Raw genomic sequence first — 10229 nt, 5'->3', positions numbered from 1 at the left:
GGGAGGACCGCGCTGAACGCCCCATCCTGGGGCGCAGCGCTTGACGGGCATCCATGCCCGTCACCTCCCTCCGCAAGCCCTGCGTTCGGCCTCCTGAAGTCGCAATTTGCGTCGCCTGGAATATCGCGCGCTTAGAAGCAAGAACAAAAGAACAAAAGAACAAAAGAACAAAAGAACAACGGAGCATGACTTACCCACACGGGGCTGATCAAAAGTTTAATTACAACCAACATGCTCGCCAACAGCACCAAGTATTATAAACCAACCTTGCTCAGGATAGCCTCGAAGTTGGCCGGGGCAGCCACGCGGCAAATTACACTGAACGCTTGCACGCTGGTCAAAGTCTGCTGGATATCACCAACCTGAGGAGGCCTTGCAATGCACAATATCCATTGGACAACGGACGCACCGAAACACAATGTCCACGGCCTGGAGCGCGTCAGCTCCCTGGCTGGGGGCGCGTTGATGATCAGCAAGGGGCTGCGCCACGGTGGCCTGCTAGGGATGTTGCAAATTGCCGTCGGCGGCTTGGCGCTGGCCCGTGGCGTGAGCGGGCATTGCTCGACCAAGGCGTGGTGGTTGCGACATCGCGCCGAATACCTGCGCCTGCATCGCGACATAGAACGAGGCGCTGCCGAGCTCAAGGCGCTGAAGGCCAGTGCCGAGGCAGCGACCCGTACCGCGACGGTGACCGGCGGTTGAAAGCATCGCGGGGCAAGCCCGCTACCACGAGCCCGCGTTCAAAATGATGTCCGGGGTCGTGGGAACGGGCTTGCCGCGATAGATCCTGCGCTTAGCGCAACACCTTGCTTTGCAATACTTCGGACTGGCGCCCAAGCACGTTCTCGCTGATCTGCACGAACTCCTCGGTGCTGACGCTCGACAGGCGCATCAGCGCACGGGCGACGTCGTCCAGCGAGCGCTTGTCGTGGTGGTGCAGGCGGATCTCGCGATCCAGCGCCTGGAGCAGCAGCACGCCACGGGCCACCTGCGCGGCATCGGCCTTGGCGCCCTTGAGGTGGGTCACCTTGGCCGCCAGCTTGTGCTGACGGGCCTGCAGCGCCTCGTAGCGATCATCACTCATGCCGCCGGCGCGGCGCAGCAGCTCGGTGGCGTAATAGTCGGCCAGGCTCTCGCCCAGCCAATCGCTGCCGTCGCGATCATTGATCTGGGCGAACAGCTGCACCAGCTCGCGCAGCACCGGGCTGGCACCGTTCTCACTGACCAACGGGCGCGTGCTGTGCAGGTACAGCGAGTTGTTGCCAGCCAGCACGCCCCGCCACATCTCGTCACGGGCACCGACCAGCAACAGCTTCGGTGGGTTGCGCGGGAACACCGCCTGCAACTGCGGCCAGACGAAGGTCAACAGGGTCAACGTGTCCATGCGCCGCATGCCCTGGCCTTGCGGTGCGGCCACGGTCACCTCGGTGTCGCCCAGGCGCGCCCGACGGCTACCCAGGTTGCCGGCGAGCATCCAGCCGGTAGGCCGATCGAACAGCCGCGATACATCGTCGATGCGAAATTTCTGCCGGCCGATACGTGGCCAGGCGGTTTCGACACTTTTCCAGCCCGTCGGCAGGTCGAAGGTCAGCCGAGAGACCAGCTCGGTGCCATCCTGCTGGTCGAGGCGCGCCGGCGGCACCAGCTGATCGCCACGAAACAGCGCCCAGTGCGGCGTGATCCGCGCCTCATGGGCGCCGCCGCGGGGTTGCTGGTCGAGCAGCACACGGTAGCTGAGGCTGGTCTTGCCCGCCGCCGGGTGCCAGACGCCACGCCCGTTCTGCACCTGCCACTGGCCATCGGCGAGAAAATCGCTGTAGGCACCGGGCTTGCCCAGGTCGAAGTCCAGGCTGCGCACCGCGCTGCCGTCGGCCAGGGTCAGGCGCACCTCGGCCTGGCCGCTCTGCGGCAGCAGGCGCACCTGGTAATCGAGGTCGACTTTCTTCGCCAGGACCTGCGAACTGGCCAACAGGCCGACAACCAGCAACAACGGGCGACGCATAAAAAGCTCCTTGTTCCGCGGACACTCAACCCGCGCGGAAGATCAGATGGTCTTCCCAGTCGTCTTCATCCACGTCGCTCTCGCTGAGCATGCGCCCCGACCGGGAAATACGCTGCTCGTGCACCTGCTGGCGATCACCGCTGACCAAGTGGTGCCAAGCCGGCAGGTCCTGCCCCTCGCTGACCAGGCGATAACCGCAGGTGGGCGGCAGCCACTTGAACTGGTCGGCCTTGCCGGGGGTAAGCTGGATGCAGTCGGGAACGTGTTCGAAGCGATTGGGGTAGTCGCTGCACTGGCAGGTCTGCAGGTCCAGCAGCTTGCAGGCGATGCTCGTGTAATAGACGCTGTTGTCTTCCTCGTCCTCGAGTTTCTGCAGGCAACAAAGGCCGCAACCGTCGCAGAGCGACTCCCACTCCTTGTCATCGAGCTGGTCGAGGGTCTTGCGCCGCCAGAAGGGCGCGGTATCGGCGATCATCACACGGTTTCCTGCAGTCAACGTCAAGCCGCGGCGCGCGGCGGCGCCAGTCTAGAGGCAGTCCGGCGGCAACGCCAGACCGCTTGTCAGTGCTCACCGGACGCAGTAGCGTGCGGTATTTTCCCCCGCCCTTGCAGGAGCACCCATGAGCGCCACCCCACGCATCGCCGACTATGCCATCAACGAGCAGTTCATCAATCGCTGGTCGCCCCGCGCCTTCACCGCCGAGCCGATCAGCCAGGAAACCCTGCTGAGCTTCCTCGAGGCCGCACGCTGGGCGCCGTCGGCCTACAACTCGCAGCCGTGGCGCTTCCTTTACGCCCGCCGCGACACGCCGAACTGGGAGCGCTACCTGGGCATCCTCAACGAGTTCAACCGCAGCTGGGCGCAGCACGCCTCGGCGCTGGTGTTGATCATCTCCAAGACCACCTTCGCAGCGCCCGGCTCCGATGAGGAGAAACCTGCGCTGTGGCACACCTTCGACACCGGTTCCGCCTGGGGCCACCTGGCGCTGCAGGCGAGCATCAGCGGCTGGCACAGCCACGGCATGGCCGGCTTCGACCAGGACCTGGCGCGCAGCGAGCTGAAGATCCCCGAGGGTTACGCGCTGCATGCGATGGTGGCGATCGGCAAGCTAGGCGACAAGGCGACCCTGGCCGAAGGCCTGCAGGCCCGCGAAGTGCCGAGCCCGCGCCGGCCGCTGAGCGAGCTGGCGGCCGAGGGTGAGTTCAGCCTCTAAGGTCGTGATCGCCTCATCGCGGGGCATGCCCGCTCCCACGCGCGACAGGTGCCCGTGGGAGCGGGCTTGCCCCGCGATGAGCCTGCATCAGGTAAACCTCTTTCAGTAACCCCTCGCGAATTCCACCTCGCCCCGCAGTGCCTGCTCCGCCGCATACGCCCGCGCATTCTCGACGAACAACCGCACCATCGCCGCTGGCGAGGTCGGCGCCGAGCTGTGCCCGGTCAGCAGCAGCCCCCAGGCGGTCCAGAACGGATGGCGCTGGGGCAACGGTTCCTGGCGGCAGACATCGATCACCGCGCCAGCCAGATGGCCCTGTTTGAGCGCCTCGACCAGATCGCCATCGACCACCGCCACGCCACGCCCGGCATTGATGAACAACGCGCTGGGCCTGAAGCACTTGAACAGCGCCGCATCGTACAGGTCGTGGGTGGCCGGGGTATCGGGCAGCAGGTTGAGCACGTAGTCGGCCTCGCCGACCAGGCGCGGCAGCTGGTCGAGGCCCGCCACTTCGACGAAGGGCGCCTGCTCGCGGGCACTGCTGGCCACGCCCTGAAGAATGACGCCGAACGGCGCGAGGAACTCGGCCACCCGCTGGCCGATGTCGCCGGTACCGACGATCAGCACCCGCCGTCCTTCCAGGGTCCGCCCCGGGCGGTCATCCCAGCGCCGCTCGACCTGACTGACCAGACGCGACAGCACATCGCGCTCATGGCCGAGCATGTAGGTCAGCATGTACTCGGCCATCACTTGGCCGAAGATGCCCACCGCCCGGGTCAGGCGGTAGTCGCGTGGCAGACCGTCGGCCAGCAACGGGGTGATCCCGGCCCAGGTCGACTGCATCCAGCGAGGCTTGTGGCCCTGGCGCAACAGGCTGGCCAGCAGGTCCGGCTGGCCCAGCCACACCGGGCAGTCGGGGGCCAGGCGTGCCAGTTCGGCGGAGTCGCCGCTGGTCAGGACCTCCAGGTCCGGCGCCGCCTCGCCCAGCAGGCGAGCATAGTTGGCATGATCCTGTTCAGCGATCAGAACGCGCATGTGACACACAACCTTGGCAAACAACGGAAGCGGCCCGCCAGGCGGGCCGCAGGTAGAAAGGGAACCGCGCCTGGGTCAGGCCGGGTCGTTGCGGCGCAGCAGCTCTTCGGGCAAGTGCTCGATGTAGTCGTCATCCGGCGGCGGCATCTGCAGGTGGTAACCCTGCTTGTCGAGGTTCTCCAGCACTTTGGCGATGTCCTCGCGGGCCAGTGTGCGCTCAGGCGTCAGCACCAGGTCGAAAGCATGCACCGGCTTGCCGAAGAATGGCAGCAGCGCCTCCGGCACACGCTCCAGGCCCTCGGCCTTGAGCACGTAGAGGTACATTTCGTTCTTGCGTGGGCTCTTGTAGATCGAGCAGATACGTTTCATCGGGAATCTCCAGCGCCCGCCAGATCGTCCAGCAGGGCCTGGCCCATGCGCTCGCGACGCCAGCCGCGTAGCGCATCGGGCAGTTGATAGGGGCCGTCGGGGTAGCCGCTCTTGAGCAGGGCTTCGAGGGCTTTCTTGCGCAGCATCAGTTCCGGGGCGATGCCCAGCCGCTCGCCCTCGGCCTGGCCGATGGCGCGCAGGCGCTTGAGGATGCCGGCGGCTTCGATCGGCAGCGGCTCGGGCAGCGGCTCGGGCCACTGCTCCTGGGGCTGGCTGGCGGCGCGCTTGATCAGCTGGATCAGTTGCTCACCGTCCTGGCGGATGGTACGCGGGTGCATCTCGTCGATTTTCGCCAGCGCCGACGGGCTGTCCGGCTGGCTCCTGGCCATGGGCCACAGCGAATGCTCCTTGAGGATGCGGTTGCGCGGCACGTCGCGGCTGCGCGCCTCGCGCTCGCGCCAGGCGCACAGTTCGCGCAGCACGGCCAGTTGCTGGCGACCGAGTTTCCAGGCCAGCTTGACGTCGCGGTACAGGGTTTCGGGCTCGACTTCGCGGCGCAGCGCGGCGACCAGCTCGGCGCCGTCCTCCAGCACCCAGGCGTACTTGTCATCCGACAGGCGCGGGCGCAGGGCGTCGAACAGCTCGGCCAGGTGCACGGCGTCCTCGGCGGCGTAGCTCACCTGGGTGTCCGACAGCGGGCGCTGCAGCCAGTCGGAGCGGGTCTCGCCCTTGGGCAGCTCGAGCCCCAGCACCTCCTGCACCAGGCGCGAATAGCCCATGGAGAAACCGATGTTCAGGTAGCCGGCGGCCAACTGGGTGTCGAACAGCGGCTGGGGCAGCTTGCCGGTAAGGCGCAGCAGCACTTCCAGGTCTTCGCTGCAGGCATGCAGCACCTTGACCACGCCACTGTCGTCGAGTAGTCCGGCCAGCGGCTGCCAGTCGCGGATCAGCAGGGGGTCGATGAGGTAGGCGCACTGGCCGACGCCGATCTGGATCAGGCCGGCCTTGGGGTAGAAGGTATCGACCCGCATGAATTCGGTGTCGAGGGCCACGAAGGGCTGTTCGCGCCAGCTTCGGCAGTGTTCGGCCAGGGTCTGGTCGTCACGGATCCAGTGTATTTCGATGGCCACGAGGCTCTCCCACTAACATTGGCGCGCAGTATATACGGCGCGGCCCCTGGGGGTGAAACCTCGCGCCATCCATGGTGCCGGGCGGTCGACCGCTCAGCGTTTGGCCGCCAGCCACGGCCGGCAGCTGGCGAACATGTCCAGCGATCGCTGGTAGACCTCGGTGCGTACCTGCAGCAGGCCGAGCATCGAGTGGAACAGGTTGTCCTGGGACAGCGGCGCATCGCGCAGCTTGCCCAGGCAATCAGTGTCCAGGCCGAAGTCCTGGCGGTAGCTGTCGGAGAACCAGGCCAGCAGCGGCACATGCTTCTGCTGGTCCGGCGCGATCATGTAGGGCGTGCCGTGCAGGAACAGGTTGTACTCGCCCAGCGACTCACCATGGTCTGAAAGATAGATCATCGCGGTGTCGACCTTGTCCTGCCGGCTGCGCAAGGTATCGATCAGGGTGGCCAGCACCTTGTCGGTGTAGGCCAGGGTGTTGTCGTAGCCGTTGACGATCTCCTGCTGGCTGCACTGGTTCAGGGCGTTGCTGCGGCACACCGGGGTGAAGGGTTCGTTGCCCGCGGGGTAGCGCTTGAAGTATTCGGGGCCATGGCTGCCCATCTGGTGCAGCACCAGCACGGTATCCTGGTCGAGGTTGTCCAGCAGCTCGGCCAGGCCCTGCAGCAGGATCTCGTCATGGCATTCGCCACTGGCGCACAGCGCCGGGTCCTTGAGGTTGCTCACATCGATGAACTGCACCCGGTCGCAGGTGCCCTTGCAGCCGGACTGGTTGTCACGCCACTGCACCGCCAACCCTGCGCGCTGGAGGATGTCGAGCAGGCCCTCGCGGTTCTTGGCCACGCGGGCGTCGTAGTCCTTGCGCGGCATGCCGGAAAACATGCAGGGCACCGACACGGCGGTCTCGGTGCCGCAGGAGTGGACGTCGGTGAAGCTCAGCAGGCCCTGCTCCTTGGCCAGTCGTGGCGTGGTGTCGCGGGCATAGCCGAGCAGGCCGAAGTTGTCCGCCCGGGCACTCTCGCCGACCACCAGCACGGTCAGCGACTTGCGCGCATGCTGCTGCCAGGCGCTATCGCGACGAGCATCTTCGCCATAGCGCTGAAATGGCCGGGTGGCGCTGCCCACCTGTTCGCTGACATAACCGATGGAGGCCCCGACGATATTGCTCGGCGTAAGCATCAGGCGCAGTTCATGGTGATTGCGAAACAACGACGCCAACCCCTGGTAGTTGACCAGCGCCACCGAACCCAGGGCCGCGACGCAGGCTCCGCTGACCACCAGCTTGCCCAGCAGTTCGCGGTGCCAGGGGCGATAGGCGATCCTGGCCTTCCACACCAGCAGCGACGGAAGCATACCGAGCAGCAGGATATACAGGGCAAACTTCAGCGAGAGCAGGTCACGCACCTCCGCGACATTGGTTTCGGCGACATTGCGGAACATGCCGGCATCAATAAGCACGCCATACTGATTCATGAAGTAAGCGACACTTGCGCCGCTGATGAACAACACGATCAATACCGGTTTCAATACATAACGAAACGCCAACAAGGTGAGTATGAGATTGAAGGCGAACAGCATCAGCACGGCGAACGCCAGACTCAGCCACAGCCCCACCAGGCCTGGCGGCACGATGGACTCCAGGTGTTGCCAAAGCAAGCCATTGAAGCCGATCAACAGGTACAGGCTGGCCAGCAACGTGACCCATTCGGTCCGCAGGGATTTGAGTTTCAGCATGGCGTTCGCAACAAGAGTTCATCAGCGGCCAACACGCCCGGACGGGCAGGTTGGGAAGTTGGCCGAACTCTAGAAAGCCTAGCATCAATTTTTTGTGAAAAAGACGCCAACAATTAGTCTGTCGACGTCTTTCATCGATTAAACAACTTTCATTCAGCTGCCATTCAGCCAGGCAGGCGAAGTTTGGCGTACGGCTCGCGATCGATGTCCAGAACCTCGACGCACAGCTGGATGTCCAGGCCGGGTTGGCCGGGGATCGCCTCGCGCAGCACCTCGAGCAGGCTGTTGGACAGCTGCTGCTTCACTTGCGGCGTGCGCCCGCTGAGGATCGCCAGGCGCACATGGGCGAAGGCTCGCTCGCCCGGCGCGGTACCGACCCGGTACTGGGCGAAGGCCTGGGCACGGCTCTTGATGTCCAGCTCTTCGGCGAACTGGCCGCTGCCGACCAGGGCGTGGTTCAGGCGCAGCAGCAGCACGTCGACGTTGAGCTCGCGCAGGTTGTCGCTGTATTCCAGGTTCAGGTGAGGCATGGCGTAGGTTCCGGTTACGCTGGGATGGGCGACAGCCTAACCCAGTCCCGCAATGCGGCAAAGGCGACTATCCTCTTGGTTCAGGCTCGCTTACCAACCCTGAGAGAGGTGAAGAAATGCCAGTTCCGCATGATTTGCTCGCAGACCTGCACGTGACCGCCGACCAGTTCCAGGCCCTCATCGACAAGAACCAGGACCTGCACAAGTTGCACAAGGAATACAACGCCAAGGACAAGGAAGTGGTGACCGCCGAGGGCAACGCCACCAACGACGACACCGTCAACCTGCTGCGCAGGGAACGCCTGCTGCTCAAGGACAAGATCGAACGGATCGTCCATCCGCCCAAATCCTGATTCCCCTCACTGACGCCATCGCGGGGCAAGCCCGCGATAGCGTCGGCGGCCGTTACGCGGACGCCTTCAACGCCGCATCCAGGTCCTCGATCAGATCCCGGTAATCCTCGATCCCGATCGACAACCGCACCAGATTCTCGCTGATCCCCATCACGCCCTTCTGCTCCGGGCTCAGGGAGTTGTGCGACATGCTCCAGGAGTGGTTGATCATGCTCTCCACCCCGCCCAGCGAATCGGCCAGGACAAAGATCGACAGCGCCTCGACCAGGCGGTTGACCGCAGCCCGATCCCCCTTGATGCGCAGCGCCACCACCGCGCCGCCGGTGCGCATCTGGCGCTTGCTCAGCGCATGCTGCGGATGGCTTTCCAGCCCCGGGTAGTAGACCTGCTCGACCTGCGGATGCTGTTCGAGGAACTGCGCCACGCGCAGGGCGTTGGCGCTCTGGCGCTCCATGCGCACGTCGAGGGTCTTCAGCCCGCGCAGCGCCAGGTAGCAGTCGAACGGTCCCTGGATCGCGCCGACCGCCATGCTGATCTTGCGCAAACGGCCAAGCAGCTCGTGATTGGCCGCCACCACCACGCCGCCGGTCAGGTCGGAGTGGCCGCCGATGTACTTGCTCGCCGAATGCATCACCAGGTCCACGCCGAGGGTGATCGGCTGCTGGTTCCAGGGCGAGCAGAAGGTGTTGTCGATGCAGGTCATCACCCCACGGGCGCGGGCCAGGTCGCAGACCGCCTTGATGTCCACCAGGTGCAGCAGCGGGTTGGTCGGCGACTCGATCCAGATCAGTTGCGTGTCCGGGCGGATCGCTGCGGCCACGGCCTCGACGTCGTTGAGGTCGACATAGGTGGTGGTCAGGCCCGAGGTGCGTCCACGGTAGTCTTCCAGCAGGCGGAAGGTGCCGCCGTAGACACCGTTCATCACCACCACATGGGCGTCCTTGGACAGCAGCTCGAGCACCGTGGCGGTAGCGCTGACGCCCGAGGCGCAGGCGACCGCGCCGACGCCCTCCTCCAGTGCGGCCACGCAGGTTTCATAAGCGTGCCGGGTCGGGTTGCTGACCCGGCTGTAGGCGTATTCGGGGTTGTCGTCCAGGCCGCGCTTGATGAACGAGCTGGAAGTGACGATGGCCGGGAAGATGGCGTTGTCGGCGACGCTGGACTGCTCGCCGGCATGGATGGTGCGGGTGGCGAAATTGCGCGGTTTGTCGGACATGGTCGGGTCCATTGACTGAGGATGGAAAACCGCCACTATCTCATATCCGCCGGACCCAGGCGCCAACAGAACGTTGCTGTCGACGAGGCGCCTGAAAGGGTTTCAACGTTCTCAGCATGCGGCTAATCTTGGAAAACTTTCCTCCACCCCGCCAGACGACACCATGGACAGTTTCGACCAGCACATCCTCACCCTGCTCCAGCGCGACGCGTCGCTGTCCCTCAAGGACCTGGCCGAGGCGGTCAACCTGTCCACCACGCCGTGCTGGAAGCGGGTCAAGCGCCTGGAAGAGGAAGGCTACATCCGCGGCCGCGTGGCGCTGCTCGACCCCGAGCGCCTGGGCCTGGGCCTGACGGTGTTCGTCCAGCTCAAGACCCAGCGCCACGACAGCGCCTGGCTGGCGCAGTTCGCCGCCACGGTGACGGCGTTCGAGGAAGTGATGGAGGTGTACCGCATGTCCGGTGACTGGGACTACATGCTGCGGGTGGTGGTGGGCGACATCGCCGCCTACGACCGCTTCTACAAGAAGCTGATCACCAGTACCGACGGGCTGTCGAACATCACCTCCAGCTTTGCCATGGAGCAGATGAAGTACACCACGGCGTATCCGGTGGGGCGCTGAAAGTGCAACAGCACGCCCCTCTTCTGT

At 64.9% G+C, this 10229-nt stretch carries 12 protein-coding genes; 4 read left to right on the top strand and 8 right to left on the bottom strand.

Going from position 1 to position 10229, the window contains the following annotated elements; translation table 11 throughout:
* Positions 1–378: 378 nt before the first annotated feature.
* Complete coding sequence (locus HU735_RS22935) at positions 379–702, top strand: YgaP-like transmembrane domain (protein ID WP_186715548.1); 324 nt, start codon at positions 379–381, stop codon at positions 700–702.
* Positions 703–793: 91 nt separating this feature from the next.
* On the opposite strand, the gene HU735_RS22930 is transcribed toward HU735_RS22935, so the two are convergent.
* Together HU735_RS22930 and HU735_RS22925 are read right to left on the bottom strand one after the other, a co-directional pair.
* Positions 794–2002: a hypothetical protein gene (locus tag HU735_RS22930; RefSeq protein ID WP_186715546.1), complete on the bottom strand. Its 1209-nt coding sequence runs from the start codon at positions 2000–2002 to the stop codon at positions 794–796.
* Between the two features lie 25 nt (positions 2003–2027).
* Positions 2028–2477 carry a YcgN family cysteine cluster protein gene (locus tag HU735_RS22925; protein ID WP_186715544.1) on the bottom strand — a complete coding sequence of 150 codons (450 nt, stop codon included), beginning with the start codon at positions 2475–2477 and terminating at the stop codon, positions 2028–2030.
* Between the two features lie 145 nt (positions 2478–2622).
* On the opposite strand from HU735_RS22925, the gene HU735_RS22920 reads away from it, so the two are divergent.
* Complete coding sequence (locus tag HU735_RS22920; RefSeq protein ID WP_186715542.1) at positions 2623–3216, top strand: nitroreductase family protein; 594 nt, start codon at positions 2623–2625, stop codon at positions 3214–3216.
* A 102-nt stretch (positions 3217–3318) separates the two neighbouring features.
* Here the strand turns inward: HU735_RS22920 and HU735_RS22915 are convergent, their stop codons facing one another.
* The 5 genes from HU735_RS22915 to HU735_RS22895 all read right to left on the bottom strand — a co-directional run bounded on the left by HU735_RS22915 (position 3319) and on the right by HU735_RS22895 (position 8011).
* Positions 3319–4251 (bottom strand): D-2-hydroxyacid dehydrogenase, encoded by a 933-nt coding sequence (locus HU735_RS22915; protein ID WP_186715540.1) that lies wholly within the window; start codon positions 4249–4251, stop codon positions 3319–3321.
* Between the two features lie 75 nt (positions 4252–4326).
* The gene (locus tag HU735_RS22910; RefSeq protein WP_110739238.1) at positions 4327–4620 is read right to left on the bottom strand and encodes a YcgL domain-containing protein; all 294 of its coding nucleotides are present in this window, start codon (positions 4618–4620) and stop codon (positions 4327–4329) included.
* A complete protein-coding gene (gene rnd / locus HU735_RS22905) occupies positions 4617–5750 on the bottom strand; it encodes a ribonuclease D (RefSeq protein WP_186715539.1) in 1134 nt (377 codons plus the stop codon). Before rnd ends, HU735_RS22910 begins: the two co-directional genes overlap by 4 nt.
* Before the next feature lie 93 nt (positions 5751–5843).
* Positions 5844–7481, bottom strand: a complete 1638-nt coding sequence (locus HU735_RS22900) for a phosphoethanolamine--lipid A transferase (RefSeq protein WP_186715537.1) — start codon at positions 7479–7481, stop codon at positions 5844–5846.
* 164 nt (positions 7482–7645) lie between these two features.
* Positions 7646–8011 carry a 5-carboxymethyl-2-hydroxymuconate Delta-isomerase gene (locus tag HU735_RS22895; RefSeq protein WP_050704312.1) on the bottom strand — a complete coding sequence of 122 codons (366 nt, stop codon included), beginning with the start codon at positions 8009–8011 and terminating at the stop codon, positions 7646–7648.
* A gap of 116 nt (positions 8012–8127) precedes the next feature.
* Between HU735_RS22895 and HU735_RS22890 the strand changes: the two genes are divergently transcribed.
* Positions 8128–8364, top strand: a complete 237-nt coding sequence (locus tag HU735_RS22890) for a DUF465 domain-containing protein (protein ID WP_050704311.1) — start codon at positions 8128–8130, stop codon at positions 8362–8364.
* A 52-nt stretch (positions 8365–8416) separates the two neighbouring features.
* Here the strand turns inward: HU735_RS22890 and HU735_RS22885 are convergent, their stop codons facing one another.
* On the bottom strand, positions 8417–9592 hold the full coding sequence (locus tag HU735_RS22885; RefSeq protein WP_186715553.1) for an aminotransferase class I/II-fold pyridoxal phosphate-dependent enzyme: 1176 nt from the start codon (positions 9590–9592) through the stop codon (positions 8417–8419).
* Positions 9593–9743: 151 nt separating this feature from the next.
* Here HU735_RS22885 and HU735_RS22880 point away from each other — a divergent pair, with 151 nt between their 5' ends.
* Complete coding sequence (locus tag HU735_RS22880; RefSeq protein WP_046856697.1) at positions 9744–10202, top strand: Lrp/AsnC family transcriptional regulator; 459 nt, start codon at positions 9744–9746, stop codon at positions 10200–10202.
* Positions 10203–10229: the final 27 nt, after the last annotated feature.

The sequence above is a fragment of the Pseudomonas sp. BW16M2 genome (genome assembly GCF_014268865.1).
GTDB classification, from domain to species: domain Bacteria; phylum Pseudomonadota; class Gammaproteobacteria; order Pseudomonadales; family Pseudomonadaceae; genus Aquipseudomonas; species Aquipseudomonas peradeniyensis.
The sequence above is the reverse complement of the archived record's forward strand: the minus strand, read 5'-3'. Positions and strand labels throughout refer to the sequence as shown.

Excerpts from the sequence above, each read along its gene's own strand:
- HU735_RS22920 (WP_186715542.1), top strand. The coding sequence starts at position 2,623 with ATGAGCGCCACCCCACGCATCGCCGACTATGCCATCAACGAGCAGTTC.
- HU735_RS22880 (WP_046856697.1), top strand. The coding sequence starts at position 9,744 with ATGGACAGTTTCGACCAGCACATCCTCACCCTGCTCCAGCGCGACGCG.
- HU735_RS22895 (WP_050704312.1), bottom strand. The coding sequence starts at position 8,011 with ATGCCTCACCTGAACCTGGAATACAGCGACAACCTGCGCGAGCTCAAC.
- HU735_RS22935 (WP_186715548.1), top strand. The coding sequence starts at position 379 with ATGCACAATATCCATTGGACAACGGACGCACCGAAACACAATGTCCAC.
- HU735_RS22900 (WP_186715537.1), bottom strand. The coding sequence starts at position 7,481 with ATGCTGAAACTCAAATCCCTGCGGACCGAATGGGTCACGTTGCTGGCC.
- HU735_RS22885 (WP_186715553.1), bottom strand. The coding sequence starts at position 9,592 with ATGGACCCGACCATGTCCGACAAACCGCGCAATTTCGCCACCCGCACC.
- HU735_RS22925 (WP_186715544.1), bottom strand. The coding sequence starts at position 2,477 with ATGATCGCCGATACCGCGCCCTTCTGGCGGCGCAAGACCCTCGACCAG.
- HU735_RS22890 (WP_050704311.1), top strand. The coding sequence starts at position 8,128 with ATGCCAGTTCCGCATGATTTGCTCGCAGACCTGCACGTGACCGCCGAC.
- HU735_RS22915 (WP_186715540.1), bottom strand. The coding sequence starts at position 4,251 with ATGCGCGTTCTGATCGCTGAACAGGATCATGCCAACTATGCTCGCCTG.
- HU735_RS22910 (WP_110739238.1), bottom strand. The coding sequence starts at position 4,620 with ATGAAACGTATCTGCTCGATCTACAAGAGCCCACGCAAGAACGAAATG.
- HU735_RS22930 (WP_186715546.1), bottom strand. The coding sequence starts at position 2,002 with ATGCGTCGCCCGTTGTTGCTGGTTGTCGGCCTGTTGGCCAGTTCGCAG.